General features: G+C 70.1%; 13 protein-coding genes. 7 read left to right on the top strand and 6 right to left on the bottom strand.

Going from position 1 to position 14714, the window contains the following annotated elements:
• Window positions 1-38: 38 nt before the first annotated feature.
• The 4 genes from lepB (at window position 39) to CLV67_RS15840 (ending at window position 7028) form a co-directional block, all read left to right on the top strand.
• Window positions 39-656 (top strand): signal peptidase I, encoded by a 618-nt coding sequence (lepB, locus tag CLV67_RS15855; protein WP_106319141.1) that lies wholly within the window; start codon window positions 39-41, stop codon window positions 654-656.
• Between the two features lie 152 nt (window positions 657-808).
• Complete coding sequence (locus CLV67_RS15850) at window positions 809-2611, top strand: serine/threonine-protein kinase (protein ID WP_106318931.1); 1803 nt, start codon at window positions 809-811, stop codon at window positions 2609-2611.
• Between the two features lie 200 nt (window positions 2612-2811).
• Window positions 2812-3843 carry a glycoside hydrolase family 5 protein gene (locus CLV67_RS15845; RefSeq protein ID WP_239166185.1) on the top strand — a complete coding sequence of 344 codons (1032 nt, stop codon included), beginning with the start codon at window positions 2812-2814 and terminating at the stop codon, window positions 3841-3843.
• Window positions 3844-3866: 23 nt separating this feature from the next.
• Window positions 3867-7028 (top strand): HEAT repeat domain-containing protein, encoded by a 3162-nt coding sequence (locus CLV67_RS15840; RefSeq protein WP_106318929.1) that lies wholly within the window; start codon window positions 3867-3869, stop codon window positions 7026-7028.
• Window positions 7029-7040: 12 nt separating this feature from the next.
• Here CLV67_RS15840 and CLV67_RS15835 read toward each other — a convergent pair whose 3' ends face one another.
• Complete coding sequence (locus CLV67_RS15835) at window positions 7041-7529, bottom strand: hypothetical protein (RefSeq protein ID WP_106318927.1); 489 nt, start codon at window positions 7527-7529, stop codon at window positions 7041-7043.
• 3 nt (window positions 7530-7532) lie between these two features.
• Complete coding sequence (locus tag CLV67_RS15830) at window positions 7533-7730, bottom strand: ferredoxin (protein ID WP_106318925.1); 198 nt, start codon at window positions 7728-7730, stop codon at window positions 7533-7535.
• A 90-nt stretch (window positions 7731-7820) separates the two neighbouring features.
• Between CLV67_RS15830 and CLV67_RS15825 the strand changes: the two genes are divergently transcribed.
• Window positions 7821-8999, top strand: coding sequence for a cytochrome P450 (locus tag CLV67_RS15825; RefSeq protein ID WP_106318923.1), 1179 nt, complete (start codon window positions 7821-7823; stop codon window positions 8997-8999).
• A 7-nt stretch (window positions 9000-9006) separates the two neighbouring features.
• Here the strand turns inward: CLV67_RS15825 and CLV67_RS15820 are convergent, their stop codons facing one another.
• Entirely contained in the window at window positions 9007-9609 is a 603-nt protein-coding gene (locus CLV67_RS15820; RefSeq protein ID WP_170153883.1) for a hypothetical protein, read from the bottom strand.
• Window positions 9610-9679: 70 nt separating this feature from the next.
• Between CLV67_RS15820 and CLV67_RS15815 the strand changes: the two genes are divergently transcribed.
• Complete coding sequence (locus CLV67_RS15815) at window positions 9680-10150, top strand: SRPBCC family protein (protein WP_106318919.1); 471 nt, start codon at window positions 9680-9682, stop codon at window positions 10148-10150.
• Here the strand turns inward: CLV67_RS15815 and CLV67_RS15810 are convergent.
• Genes CLV67_RS15810 through CLV67_RS15800 form a run of 3 tightly spaced genes read right to left on the bottom strand, consistent with a single transcriptional unit; the run spans window position 10147 to window position 13261 of the window.
• A complete protein-coding gene (locus CLV67_RS15810) occupies window positions 10147-10980 on the bottom strand; it encodes a carbohydrate ABC transporter permease (RefSeq protein ID WP_106318917.1) in 834 nt (277 codons plus the stop codon). The two genes, CLV67_RS15815 and CLV67_RS15810, sit on opposite strands and share 4 nt — an antisense overlap.
• A 2-nt stretch (window positions 10981-10982) precedes the next feature.
• The gene (locus CLV67_RS15805; protein ID WP_203736981.1) at window positions 10983-11957 is read right to left on the bottom strand and encodes a carbohydrate ABC transporter permease; all 975 of its coding nucleotides are present in this window, start codon (window positions 11955-11957) and stop codon (window positions 10983-10985) included.
• 14 nt (window positions 11958-11971) lie between these two features.
• Window positions 11972-13261, bottom strand: a complete 1290-nt coding sequence (locus tag CLV67_RS15800) for an ABC transporter substrate-binding protein (RefSeq protein WP_106318913.1) — start codon at window positions 13259-13261, stop codon at window positions 11972-11974.
• Window positions 13262-13473: 212 nt separating this feature from the next.
• Here CLV67_RS15800 and CLV67_RS15795 point away from each other — a divergent pair, with 212 nt between their 5' ends.
• Window positions 13474-14697, top strand: coding sequence for an endo-1,4-beta-xylanase (locus CLV67_RS15795; protein WP_239166186.1), 1224 nt, complete (start codon window positions 13474-13476; stop codon window positions 14695-14697).
• The last annotated feature ends 17 nt before the right edge of the window (window positions 14698-14714 follow it).

Below are 14714 nucleotides of genomic sequence, written 5' to 3'. Positions count from 1 at the left end.
CCATCGCGAGCCGGTGGCGGGTGGCTTGTACGCTGCGGCTGATGCCCGAACAGACCGAATCCCGTGCCACCGCCAAGTCACGTCTCCGTGAGTACGTCATCCTGATCGCAGTGGCGGCGGTCGTCGCCTTCGGCGTCCGGACGTTCCTGGTGCAGACCTTCTTCATTCCCTCGCAGTCGATGGAGCAGACCCTGCTCATCGACGACAAGGTCCTGGTCAACAAGACCGCCTACAAGTTCGGGCAGGAGCCCGGCCGTGGTGAGATCGCGGTGTTCACCCCGCCGTCCTCCTGGGGCGCCGAGCCGGACCAGCACTACATCAAACGCATCATCGGCGTGGCCGGCGACCGGGTCGTCTGCTGTGACGGCGACGGCAAGGTCACGGTCAACGGCAAGCCCCTCGCCGAGGACTACCTGTTCCCCGGCGACGCGCCGTCCGACGTCCCGTTCGACGTGACCGTCCCGGCGGGCAACATCTTCGTCCTGGGCGACCACCGCAGCGAGTCCGGCGACTCCCGGATGCACCTGTTCGCCGACGACGGCATGGTCCGGACCGACCGTCTGATCGGCCGCGCCTTCGCCACCTACTGGCCTCCGTCGCGGATGCGGATGCTGGAGGTTCCCGCGACGTTCACGGACGTACCGATGCGGGACTAACGAACGGGCTCGTGCACGGGTGACGACTTCCTTACAAGGCTGACGATTCCTGACGGTTCGGACAACGCTGGGTTGCCATCGAGGCTCGGCGAGGCCACGATCGGCGTCGCTTCGACCCGCTTCGTCCCGCCACAGGAAGGATCTGCAGACACGTGCAGCCGTCCCTCTCACTCAACGGATCCGGCTCCGGCCCCGTGGAGCCCGGCACCGTCGACCTCAGCGGCCGCTGCGTCGGCAGCTCGTACATCCTCGTCTGCCCCGTGGGGCAGGGCGCCACGGGCACGGTCTGGCGCGGCATCGACCGGGCCACCGGCGAGCAGGTAGCCGTCAAACTCCTGCACGAGGGCCTGCTACGGCAGCCGAAACTCGTCACCCGGTTCGTGCAGGAACGCACCATCCTCATGATGGTCAAGCATCAGAACATCGTCGGCGTCCGCGACCTGTTCAGCGTCGGCGAGTCGATCGGCCTGGTCATGGACTACGTGTCCGGCGGCAGCCTCCGCGACCGGTTGCGCGGTGCCGGCACCCTGCCGGCGGCCGAGGCGGCGGGCCTGCTGGCCCAGGTGGCGGCCGCACTGGCCGAGACGCATGCGCTCAGCGTGGTGCATCGCGACGTCAAACCCGACAACATCCTCCTCGACGGTACGGGTGAGAGCACCGAGATCAGGCTGACCGACTTCGGCATCGCCCGGGTCCTCGACGCGGCGGGCCTGACCACGCCGCACGCGGTGATCGGTACGCCGTACTACATGGCTCCCGAGACGATCAGCGGGGGAGACGCCGCGCCGCCCGCCGACGTCTACGCGCTCGGGGTGACGCTGTACGAGCTGGTCTGCGGGCACACGCCGTTCACCGGCGAGCCGTTCGCGGTTCTGCACGGCCACCTCGAGGACGCGCCGCCGCGGCCGGCCGGCATGCCCGACGAGGTGTGGCAGGTCATCGAGGAGTGCCTCGACAAGGATCCGGACCGCCGCCCGCCGGCCGCCGAGCTGCACGAGACGTTGCGCGAGCTCGCGCGGCGTACCGCAGGAATCCCCGCTCTTGCCTCCCCGATGGACTCGGTGCCCACCGAACCGCGGGGGCTGACCACCGGCTCGCTGAAGGCCGATCGCCGCCCGCCGCATCCCGACCGGGTCCGCCCGTTCCGCAAGCGGCCGCGCAACGGGCCCCGAAGCTGGCTGTTCGGCCGGCACGGCCTGGTGGTCACCCTGGTCGTGGGTACGCTCGCCGCGTCGGGCTGGGGCGGATACAGCGCCTGGCAGCTGCGTGACGAGCGCGCCGGCGAGAGCACCGCCGCGGGCCCGCAGCCGTCGCAGGGGGCGGGCGGCGGCCCGATCGGAGGCGGTCCGGCCGGCGGCGCGCTGCCCGGTGTGGCCCCGTCGCTGGAGGCGCTCCGGCCGTCGCCGACGGTCGTCCCGGCCGGGCTGGGCCTGAATCCCGGTGCCGCGTCCATGGCCCCGCCCGCCGCCGGCAAGGGTGCGTCGGATCAGGCCGGGGTCCGGGTGCCCGCCGGGGCCGGAGCGCAGATCGGCGCGACCGCCGGCCCCGCGCAGGTCGGCGCCACCGCCGGTCCGGGCAAGGTCGGCGGCAAGCTGGCGTTCGGCCCGTGGCGCTGCGGCGAGCAGTACTCGTGGGATCTCGGCCACCCCGTGCTGGTGCAGCCGTGCCATGCGCTGGGTTCGACGATCCGCGTCCGTGGCGACATGGAGGCGATGCCCGGCGTCCAGGCCGACATGGCGCTGTCCGTGCACGACGCCGTGACCGACGAGATCGTCGCCGGTCCGCACCACTGCCAGGGCGTGATGTTCACCGACTTCATGCTCAAGCACAGCTGCGGCCCGGCCGAGCTGCAGGCCCCGCACGGCCGTCGCTACGTGATCGTGCAGACCTGGGAGTACACCGGCCGTCCCCTGCTCCCACGCGGCACGGTCCGAGGCCCGGAATTCGACTGGTGACCTGCTGATCGCCGCAGATCTTGTGAGGTTCGGCCCTCAGCTCAAGCCGAACCTCACAAGATCCGCGCGGTGGGTGAAGCGCCAAGCGCGATGTTCGGTTGTGAATGTTTGTGTGCGAGTGGGTTTGAAGGATCGCTTGGATGTTCATCGGTGATTAACAACTGTCCTTAGGCACATCCCCCTGTGCGGAAGGACGAGGCATGAGAAACCATCCCCGAAAGTTGCGTCGTGTCATCACCAGCGCCCTGGCCGCGATGGCGCTGGTCCCGGTCGCCGTCGTCAGCGGTGCGTCGCCGGCCGCGGCGGTCACCAATCAGTTCAAGGGTATGAACTGGGCGGTGCTGGGTGACAACTTCAGCACCGGCCCGCTGGTCGTGCAGGGTCTGAGCCAGTCGGACAGCAACGCTACGGTCCGTGCCAAGGCGAACGCCCTCTACGACGACATGGCGACGATGGGCGTCAACACGGTCCGGCTGCCGATCAACACGCACACCGTCGGCACCACGTGGTGGAACGCCTACCGGGGCGCCATCGACGCGGCCACCGCCCGCGGCTTCAAGGTGATCCTCGCCTACTGGGAGGACGGGGCCGCGTCCGGCGGCCGGATCAACAACATCGCCGCGTGGAACACGATGTGGTCCAACGTGACCTACCTTTACGGCGCGAACACGAACGTCTACTTCGAGCCGATGAACGAGCCGCACGGCTACTCGTCGACGGAATGGCGTAACGTCGCCGCGAACTGGATGAGCTACCACTATTCGGCGGTGCCGAGCCGGACGCTGATCGGCGGCACCGGGTACAGCCAGGATCTGCGGGACGTCTGCAACGACAGCCGTTTCGCCGGCACGCTGCTCTCCTTCCACCACTACGCCTTCTTCTACAGCGCGATGACGTACGACGCGTTCCGCACCCACATTCAGACGCGTCTCGGGAACTGCGCCTCCCGTGCGGTGGTGACCGAGTACGGCGCGCCGATGTCGACGGGCCTCAACTACGCCAACGCCAGCAGCACCGACAATTTCGTGCGGCACATCCGCGCGGTCACCCAGGTGATGCGCGACAACCAGATGGGCGGTGTCTACTGGCCGGCGCTCGGCGGCAAACCGACCGGCACCTCCGGTTTCGACTACTACTCGATGTTCGCCTTCAGCGGCAGCGGCACCAACCTCAACCTCGCGGTCCGCAACACGTCGGGGCGTGACCGAATCAGGTACGGCTGGGGCCTGTAGATCCCATAGGGCACAATCCACCGGTGCTTTCCGAACAGCTCGACGCGCTGCCGTACCCGAAAAGGATTCCGGCTCTTCTGGGTCTGCTGCGTGAAGAGGCGGAACCGCGGACACGGATCGCCGAACTCGCGTCGGGCGGCCCTCACGAGCGCTTTCTGGCGGTGACGGCGGCGGCTGCCCTCGGTTTCCGCCCGGTGGTGGTCGAGGCTTTGAAGGACCCGGATCCATCGGTACGGGCGGAGGCAGCGAAACAGGCGCTCCGGCTCGGCTGGACGACGGGCGGGGAATTGCTTGCCGATGCCCCGCCCGTGCTGCGCCGCCTGATTCTGCGGCTGCTGCGCAAGCGGCCCGGTTCCGGTGACGCGGTGATCGACCTGGTCCACGAGCGGTACGGCGACCGGGAGGCGGCCACCCTCCTCCCGGCCTGCACCGCCGCGACGGTGGCCCGGCTGCTGCCCGCCGTGGCCCGCTCGATCGACTCGTGGAAGGTCCTCGCCCGGCGGCACAGCGCGGTCATCCTGGACTGGGCCGACGCCGGTCTGGCCGCCACGCCGGAACCGGACTGGGCACCGTTCGAGGCCGCGGTCGGCGCGTGCGCTTCGACCGAACCGGCCCGGGTGCTCGATCTGCTGGAGCGTCACACGTCCACGTCACTGCCCGCGGTCGGTCTCCGGTCGCCCGCCAAGCGGTTCCCGGAACGGGTCGCGGCCCTCCTGCGGGGCCGGGTCGTCTCCCACTCCGATTTCTACGGCCTGCTGCACGCCGGAGTGCTCCGTCACCTGCTGGGCCTCGGCGCCGGCGAGCTGGCGACCCTCAAAGTGATCGAATACCCGGAACTGTTCGAGTTGCTCCCGCCGGACCGGCGGGCCGAGGTCTACGCCTTGATGCCGCCGTCGGACGACCCGTGGACGGGCCGGGTCGGCCTGCTGCCGGAGGCGCTGCGGGTCAGCGAGGCGCGGCGGATGCTGACGCTGCCGCACATCGCGGAGAGTGAGCACGCGACCGAGCGGTGGAGCCTCTACCTGCCGGCCGCCGAGGTGCTTCCCCGGCTCGACGAGCAGGTTCGCGACGCGGAGCTGTACCGGCGCGAGGACGCGTACAAGTCGATGATCGCTGTGGCCCGCCGCGAACCCGCCACCGTGCCGCAGGTGTTGCAGCGGCTGCTGCGGATCCGCAACGAGCGCGAGGGGATCCAGCGGGAGGTCCTGGAGTCGCTGCGCTCGCTGATCCCGCACCTCAACGGTTCGGACGCACCCACCCTGACGGCGATCACCGACGCGACCCTGGAGGCACGCGACCTGTCCGCGCGTACCCGGGATCAGCTGGAGGAGCTCGCCTACGCGGTCCTGGCCCGCCGGCCGGACAGCGAGGAGCTGACCGGATGGGCGCTCGGCATGATCGCCCGGCTGCCGGTCATCTTCTACCTGGAGACGCCGCTGCGGCACGGCCAGGAGCACCGGCTCACGGCGGCCCTGCGCAAGCGGGTCGCCGCCGATCCGGTGGAGCTGTTCAATTTGGCCGACCTGCTGGGGGTCCGCGCCCGGCACGTGCCCGAGCTGCAGGAACTGCTGCGCCGGGCGTTGGCGCCGTCGTCGCCCGCCGATGTCCGGGAGCAGGCCGCGCGGTGGTGGCTCGACGACCCGCGGACCAGGGCCGAGCGGGTCGCTGAGCTGCTGCGCGAGGACCCTTCGGCCGTCCGGCTCGCGCCGGTGTGGCGGGAGGTGACCGGCTGGAGCACCACGCTGCTCGACACGGTGCTGGGCGATCCCGCGCTGATCGGCCCGCCGTCGTACGTACGCCGGTGGGCGCCCGGGCAGCAGCGTGCCTACGCCGAGGCGGTCGCCGCTGTCGCCGCCGACACCGAGGCGGACCAGCGTGCCCGTACGGCCGCGGTGAAGAACCTCGCCCGGGTGCCGGTCGCCGGCCGTGAGCTGCTCGCGCGGTTCCTCGACGACCCGGAGGTCCCGATCGCCGAGGCGGCGCTCGGCGCGTTGCCCTGGACCGACCGGCCGGACGAGGCGCTGCCGACGTTGCTCGGCTACGCGGGCGGTGACCGTGCCCGGGCCGCGCTGCCGGCGGCCGACCGCGCGGCCCGCTTCGTGAACGCGTCCACCCTGCTCACCCTGCTGCGGGACGTGCTGCTGGGTTCGTCGCGGGTCAAGGTGTCCAGTCGCAGGGCCGCGATCCGGCTCCTCGCCCGGTTCGGCCCACCGGAGTCGACGGAGCTGCTCGCCGAGGTGTGGCACACCCCGGAGACCCATCCCGATGTACGGGCCGCGATCGTCACCGCGGTCCGCGGTGCACCGCTGTCGCCGGCGGTGTGGGAGATCCTCACCGAGGCAGCGGGTTCTGCGGCGCCCGCCGAGGTTCGGGCGCTGCTCGCCGTCGTACCGCAGGATCTGCCCGATCTTGATCGTCCCCGGTTCGCCTCTCTGGTCCTGACCGCCTGTGCGAGCCCTGACCGGAGAATCGCGAAGGACGCGTTCGAGTACCTGGCCCCGTGGGTCCCGTGGGCGCCGGACGCCATCGGCGTGATCACCGGCGTGCTCGCCGATCCCGAGTTCACCGGCCCGGCCGTCTTCTGGCCGCGCGACATCCTGAAGTCGCTGGTCTTCGCCCTGCTGGAGAATGCCGGCACGCTGGAACCGGTGCTCGACCGGCTCATCGCCCTCGATCGGCTGGACCCGGATCCCGGTTCGCCGCACCGGGACCGCCCGGCCCGCCGCTGCGTGTCCCGGATCGCCGGTGACGTGTCGAAGTGGGTGAAGGCCCATCCGGCCGGTGACCTGCGACCGGCGCGTGCGGCGGCCCGGAGGCTCGCGGCCGAACCGGCGTTCCTCGTCGAGGGCGCCCATCTGCTCCTCACCCTGGCCGGTTCGCACGCCGAGCGGCTCGCCGAGGTCGCCGACCTCGTCGCCGACCGGCCGGTACTCGCCATGCGGCTGGCCGGTCGCATCGCCGACGCCCCACCGGACACCGCCCGGCTCGACGAGATCCCGGCCGAGGCGCGGCGGCTGGCGGACCGGGGCGACCTGGCGGGCGGATTGTTCGCGCTGGGCCTGATCAAGTCCGCCGGCCAGGCGGACCGCTGGAGCGAACCGTGGCCGGAGGCACTGCTCCTGCTGCGGGGACACCCGCAGCAGGAGGTCGCCGACGAGGCCTACCGGCGTGTCATGGTGCGGTGAGGGGCGCCGCGATCAGGCTTTGAACAGGTCGGCGCTGATCGCGATGAGGCGGTCGACGGTGGGACCGTGCGAGTCGCCGCAGTCGTGCACGGTCAACGCCGCCGCCGGGGTGACCATCTCGTACTCGAAGCCGTCAGCGCACGTCGGTGCGCTCGCGACGGTCGCCGGTGAGGTGAAGCCTGGCGAGGTGAGCAGCCCGCGCAGCTCGTCCATGGTGGCCACGGGCAGGGCCTTCGCCGCTGCCGAGCCGTTCCCGGTCGTCACGACGGCGGTGCCGTCCGCGGAGACCTGGGCACGGTCGTCGACCCCGGCGAAGCCGCCCCGGCGGCTGACCGTGTACGGGAACGGCGCGGCCGTCGCGGGGGTCGTCGTGGCACTCTCCGCAGCCGCGGACGTTGTGGTGCCCGCGGACGCGGCGTTGCCCGCTGGTGAGCGGTCGTCGGCCGTGCAGCCGGACAGGAGCAGGGTGGCCAGCAGCAGGGCGGCACGGTAACGCGGCAACGGTCAGTCCTCGGTGACGGTGATGGCGGTAGCGGGGCAGAGGACGGCGGCGTCCCGTGCCGCGGGCTGATCCGGTGCCGGTGGCGTGTCCTCGAGCAGGATCACCACGCCGTCCTCGTCGCGCTGGTCGAACACCTGTGGCGCGGTCAGAACGCATTGGCCAGCGCCGATGCATTTCTCTTCGTCGACGGAGATCTTCATGGCACCTCCCAGGGGTGTTTTGACTGTTTGCTGCCCGGTCGTCCTGCCGTACCGTACCAAGTAATCAAGCGTTTATCTCAGGGAGACGGCATGCCGGATCAGGAGAAAGTGCTCGACTACCCGTTCACGCCCCCGACCGCGCTGGATCCGCCGGGGGAGTGGAGCGACCTGCGCGCCACCTGCCCGGTCGCGCACGTGCGGACCGCCGCCGGCACCGAGGCGCTGCTGCTGACCAGGTATGACGACGTGCGCATGATGATCACCGACCGCCGGTTCGTGCGGAACACGCCGGCCGGCAACAACGCCCTGGGCGGGCAGGCCGCGTTCATGGCCGACGACGAGTCGCACCTGCGGTGGCGGCGCCTGCTGAGCCGCTCGTTCACCGCGAAGCGGATGACCGCCCTGGAGCCCGGGATCGCGCGGATCGCGCACGAGTTGATCGACGAGATGGTCCGCCACGGCCCGCCCGCCGACCTGCGGCCCGCGCTCGGCTTCCCGCTGCCGGTCTACGTGATCTGCGACCTGCTCGGGGTGCCGGCCGAGGACCGCGACCGGTTCGCCCACTGGTCGGACCGGTTCCTCAACATCACCCGGTTCGGCGCCGAGGAGGTGCAGCAGTCCGGGCGCGAGTTGTGGGCGTACATGCGGGCCCACGTCGAGGGCAAGCGCAAGGAACCGGGCGACGATCTGCTGTCCGAGCTCGTCACGGTCGTCGACGCCGAGGACGGCCGCCTCTCCGAGCAGGAGGCGATCTTCACGGGACAGGCGCTCCTGGTCGCCGGCCACGAGACGACCGCCAACATGATCGGCAAGATGGCGGCCTTGCTTCTGGCGCGCCGCGAACGCTGGGAACAGCTCCTCGCCGATCCCGGTCTGATTCCGTCGGCCGTCGAGGAGGTGCTGCGGTTCGACGCGAACCTCGGATTCGGCACGCACCGGCTGGTCACCGAACGGACCGAGATCGCCGGCACGGTCGTCGAGGCCGGTACCACCGTGCTGTCGGCGATGCCGTCGGCCAACCGCGACGAACGGGTCTTCACCTGCCCGGAGGAGATGGACCTGACCCGCTCGCCGAACCCGCACCTGACCTTCGGCGCCGGCCCGCACTCCTGCCTCGGCCAGTCGCTGGCCCGGATCGAGCTGCGGACCGTCCTGGCCGTGCTGCTGGAGCGCCTGCCCGCGCTGGAGCTCGCGGTGCCGGTCGAGGAGTTGCGCCGCCGGCAGGGCCTGCTCGTCGGCGGCTTGGAGGAGGTGCCGGTCCGCTGGTGACCGGCCGTCAGGCGTGCGGGACCTCGACGGTCGTCGTGATGCGCACGAGTGCCGGGGACGGCGGGGTCGAGCCGAAACCGAACCGGACCGGTGGGTGGACATCGGTCAGGGAGCCGAGGCCGGCGCCGTCCAGCACGGCGTCGGCCGCGGTGATGCGGTGCAGGTCTCGGACGGCGTACCACTCGCGCCGTCCGTTGCCTGCGCTGCCGAACGTGCGCACACCGTGCAACATCCGCGCCGGCAGGTCGATCAGTCGCACCCACCACAGCTGCCTGGCCAGCGCCGCCGGGACAGCGCGCAGCAGCAGGCCGAGCGGGCCGCGTCCGCCGGTGGTGAACCGGAGCGTGAGTGGCCCCGCCGTGACGGTCCAGGCCGTGGGCTCGCGCCGCACGGTGAACGGCACCACCCGTACCTCATCGAAGGAGTAGGTCTCGGCGACGAACTGGGCCAGCTCTTCGCTCTCGGCGAACAGCAGCCGATGGCCCGCCCGGTCCTCGATCATGACGTCGGTGACCGGCCCGAACGGTGAGCCGGGCCAGTGCCCGACGACCAGCCGTGTGCCGCCGGCCGTGCCCAGCCCGGCGATCCAGCCCTCGAAACGCAGTCGCATTTGATCCACCCGGGGTGTGTTACCCGCCGCCCGGTGTGCGGGAACGGCCGATCTTCACGAAGATAAGGGCATGACCAGCTTCACCGTCACCCGGCACGTGCGCGCCACCGCCACCGACACCTGGAACACCCTGGTTGACTGGCCCCGTCACGGCGACTGGGTGCCGCTGACCGAGGTCCGGGTCCGCAGCGACCGGCCCGACGGGGTCGGCGCCTACTTCGTGGCACGCACCGGTCTCGGCCCGCTGGGATTCGACGACCCGATGGAGGTGGTGGGCTGGGAGCCGCCGTCCGGCGACGACCCCGGCGACCCGCCCGCCCGGTGCGAGATCGTCAAGCACGGCCGTGTCATCCGCGGCAGCGCCTGGTTCACGGTGACACCGCTGCCGGGCCGGCGTTGCCGGGTGCTCTGGTTCGAGGACGTGACCGTGTCCCCGCGCCGGATCACCCGCTACGCCGGCCCGCTGGTCTCGCTGGCCGGGCGGGCCGCCTTCGCGGCCACGCTGCGGCAGATGGCCCGCTCCGTGGAGCAGCACACCTAGCCCTTGACGGCGCCGGTCAGGCCGCCGACGATGCGGCGTTCGAACAGGCTGAAGAACACCAGGGCCGGGATCATCGACAGGGACGTGAAGGCGAGGACCTTCGCGGTGTCGACCGAGTACTGCGACGCGAACGCCTGCACGCCCAGCGGCAGCGTGAAGGACTCCTGGTCGTTGAGGATGAACAGCGGCAGCAGGTAGCTGTTCCAGCTGTTCACGAACGCCAGGATGCCGACGGTGATCAGGCCCGGCACCGACAGCGGAAGCACCATCCGCCAGAAGAAGCCGAGCCGGCTGCACCGGTCGATGAAGGCGGCCTCCTCCAGTTCCCGGGGGATCGCCCGCAGGAACGGCACCAGGATGATGATCGTCGTCGGGAGGCTGAAGGCGATCTGCGGCAGGATGATCCCGGGCAGTGTGTTCACCAGACCGAGATTCTTGATCAGTACGTACAGCGGCGTGATCGCGACGGTCGGCGGGAACATCAGACCCGCCGCGAACAGCGCGTACATCGCCCCGCGCCCGCGGAAGCGGTAGCGGGCGATCACATAGCTGGCCATCACGCCCATCCCGACCACCCCGGCCGTGGTGACCACGGCAGCGATCGTCGAGTTGGTGACCTGGAGCCAGAAGGTGTCGCCGGTCAGCACGTCGAGGTAGTTGCCGAACTGCCACGGGTCCGGCAGGCCGGCGGGGTCCGTGGTGATCTGCGAGTTGGTCCGGAAGCCCCCGATGATGATGTAGACAACCGGGCCCAGCATGATGCCGATCAGGGCCAGCGCGGCGACGTAGGCGGTCGGGTTTCCGCGCCGCGTTTGGGTGGCCGTGGCCATTTCTACCGTCCTCCGGTGAGCGCGCCCTCGGTGTCCCGGCGCAGCACGAAACGCTGGTACACGAGCGCGATGATCATCGAGATGATGAAGAGCACGACCGCCACCGCGTTGCCGTACCCGTAGTTGCCTGCGTTACGACCCTCGGAGACCATGTACGTCGCCATCGTGGAGGTGCCGGCGGTCGATGCAACGTACTGGCCCCAGATGATGTAGACCAGGTCGAACAGCTGCAGCGCGCCGATGACCGACAGGAAGCCCCAGATCCGGATGGTCGGCCCCAGCAGCGGCAGCGTGATCCGCCACTGGGTCTGCCAGTAGGAGGCGCCGTCCATCGCGGCGGCCTCGGCCAGTTCCTCCGGGATGTTCTGCATGCCGGCCAGGAACAGGATCACCGCGAACCCGACGTACTTCCAGGTCAGGATGAGCATCAGGGTCCAGATCGCCAGGCTCGGGTCGGCCAGCCAGTCCTTCGCCAGCCCGTCCAGCCCGATCGACCGCAGGATGCCGTTGACCGCGCCCTGGGACTGCAGCAGCAGGGCCCATGCCGTCCCGACGATGACCTCGGAGATCACGTAAGGGACGAAGATCAGCACCCGGATCAGCGACTGACCGCGCATCCGCCGGTTGAGCAGCAGCGCCAATCCGATCGCGATCGGGCCCTGCAGGACCAGCGACAGCACCACGATCTGGGCGTTGTGCCACAGTGCCTCGTGGAACAGCTTGTCCTGCAGGATGGTGACGTAGTTGTCGAGCCCGACGAAGTTCGTCGGCGGCCCGAACCCCTTCCAGCGGTAGAAGCCGTAGTAGCCGGCCAGGATGACCGGGGTGATCACGAAGCCGGCGAACACCAGGATCGCCGGCCCGGACAGCGCCAGGATCTCCAGGCGCTGGGCCCAGCTGATGCCGCGCCGGCGGGGCCGGGCCGGAGGCGGCGCCGCGACGCCACCCCCGTCCCGGACACGCGTGCCGGATGTCACGGAGACCAAACCTCTCAGCCCTTCTTGGCTGCGTCGTTGACGGCCTTGAGGATTCCGGCGACGTCACCCTTGCCGGCGAGCAGGTTCACCACGCCCACGTTCAGGGCGTTGCCGACGTTCTGGCCGTAGATCGTGTCCAGCCACTGCGAGACGTACGGCGCCTTGTTGTAGGCGTCGAGAACCGCCTTCAGGTAGTCCTCGGTGACCGCGCCCTGGGCCTCCTTGCTGACCGGCAGCGCGTTGAACGCCTTGTAGTAGCCCTCCTGCACGTCCTTGGTGAGGATGTAGTTGAGGAAGGTGGCGCACTCCTTCGGCGCGTCGGTCGAGCACGAGTAGCCGTCCGCGCCGCCCATGATCGCGAGCGGGTCGCCCTGGCCGCCGGGCACCGCGGGGAACGGGAAGAAGCCCAGGTCGGGCAGCGGCTTGGTGTCCTTGGTCAGCGAGGCGATGACACCCGGGTCCCAGGCGCCCATCAGTTCCATGCTGGCCTTGTAGTTGGCGACCAGGCCGGCCGAGCTGCCCGCACCCTGCTGGGCCGAGGTGGTCAGGAAGCCCTCGTTGAACGGCTTGGTGTCGGCGAACGCCTTGAGGTCCTCACCGGCCTTGGTCCAGCAGGCGTCGGTGAAGGTCTTGTCCTTGGCTGCGGCGTCCAGGGCGGCCGGGGTGCAGGCGCGCAGGGCGAAGAAGTAGTACCAGTGGGCGGCCGGCCAGGCGTCCTTGGCGCCCAGGGCGATCGGGGTGCCGTTGGCCTTGAGCTTGGTCACCGCCTGGTTCAGCTCGTCCAGAGTGGTCGGCGGGGCGGTGACTCCGGCCTTGGCGAAGGTGTCCTTGCTGTACCAGAAGCCCCCCGGCAGGATCGAGACGGGCACGGAGTACGCCTTGCCGTCGACCTGCCCGGTCTTGAGGGCCGCCTCGCCGACCGCCTGTTTGGTGGCGTCGGTGATGTCGGCGGTGATGTCCTTGAGCTGGCCCGCTTCGACCATCGCGGCCATCTTGCCACCGCCGCGCTGCAGGAAGATGTCGGGCGCCGAGCCGGAGTTCAGCGCGGTCTGCAGCTTGCCGTCCAGGTCCTCGTTCTGCACCTGCTGAATCTTGATCTTGACGTTCGGGTTGGCGGTCTGGAAGTCGGCCACCGTCTTGTCCCAGAACGCCTTGCCGGGGCCGGTCGTGGCGTTGTGCCAGAAGTCCATCGTGACGCTGCCGCCCGAGGTTCCGCCCTCATCGTCCCCGCCGGTGCAGGCCGCCAGCCCCATGGCGCTCAACGCGACCACGGCAGCCACTGCGAGGTTCATTTTTCGTGCCATGAAAGCCCACCTCTCGGTAGCGAAAGTTTCGAAGTGTTTCGGAAAGATGGCGCTCAAACTATGAAGAGGTCAACGGGCGTGTCAAGATAATGACCGCAGCGAAAATGGACGCTATGCGTAAGACCTGTGCTGGTCATCAGATGGCCATGGGTGACGGCAAGTTGTCGCAACTACCAGCAGTATCCGAAACTTTCGAGGCCCGGAGGTGCGTGTTGACGATCGGGAAACCGGCGCATCGGTACGGCAAGGCGCTGCTCACCGTGCTGGACGAGGGCGGCCGGCCGCTCGGCGAGCGGGAGGTCATCGTCGAGCAGCGATCCCACGCGTTCGCTTTCGGCAACATCGGCTTCGAGTTCATGACCGTGGCCGACGGGGCCGGCCCGCCCGGCCACGCCGGCCTGTGGCTGGACGTCTTCAACACCGCGACCCTGCCGTTCTACTGGTCGGACTTCGAGCCGCAGCCCGGCCGGCCGGACACCGAACGTCTGCACCGGACCGCGCAGTGGTTCGCCGGACACGGCTGCCGCGTCAAGGGGCACCCGCTCGTGTGGCACACCCTGGCGCCGAGCTGGCTGCGGGAGAAGCCGATCCACGAGATCGAGGCTGCCGTCCGTGCCCGCATCCGGCGCGAGGTGGCGGGCATGGCCGACGTCATCGACTCCTGGGACGTGATCAACGAGGTGGTGATCATGCCGGTGTTCCGCAACGAGGAGCACCCCAACGCCATCACCCGGCTGGCCCGCGTCAGGGGCCGGATCGCGACCGTCCGGCTCGCGTTCGAGACGGCCCGCGCGGCCGACCCCGGCGCCACATTGCTCCTCAACGACTTCGACATGTCCACGGCGTACGAATGCCTGATCGAAGGTCTTCTCGAGGCCGGGGTCCGGATCGACGCGCTCGGCCTGCAGAGCCACATGCACCAGGGCTATTGGGGTGAGGACCGGACACTGGAGACGCTCGAGCGGTTCGCCCGGTACGGCCTGCCGATCCACATGACCGAGACCACCCTGCTCTCCGGCGATCTGATGCCGGCGGAGATCGAGGACCTCAACGACTTCCAGGTCCCGTCGTGGCCCTCCACGCCGGACGGCGAGCAGCGGCAGGCCGACGAGATCGTGCGGCACTACCGGACGCTCATCGGCCACCCGTCGGTCGAGGCCGTCACCTACTGGGGCCTGTCCGACGACGGTGCCTGGCTCGGCGCGCCCGCCGGCCTCGTCCGCTCCGACGGCACACCCAAACCCGCGTACGAGGCCCTGCGACGACTGATCAAAGGCGAGTGGTGGCTGCCCGCTACCGTCCTGCGCACCGACGCGGCGGGACATCTCGACGTCACCGGCTTCCTCGGCGACTACCAGCTCAGCCACGGCGGCCGTACCGCCGGTTTCACCATCGCCGCACCGGAGCCGCAGAAGGTGGCGATCGCCCTGCAGTGAGCCTCGGCCGGGAAACA

Origin of the sequence: Actinoplanes italicus (genome assembly GCF_003001815.1) — a bacterium.
Classification (GTDB): domain Bacteria; phylum Actinomycetota; class Actinomycetes; order Mycobacteriales; family Micromonosporaceae; genus Actinoplanes; species Actinoplanes italicus.
Note: the sequence above shows the minus strand (reverse complement) of the source record. Positions and strands in the feature narration are given on the sequence as shown.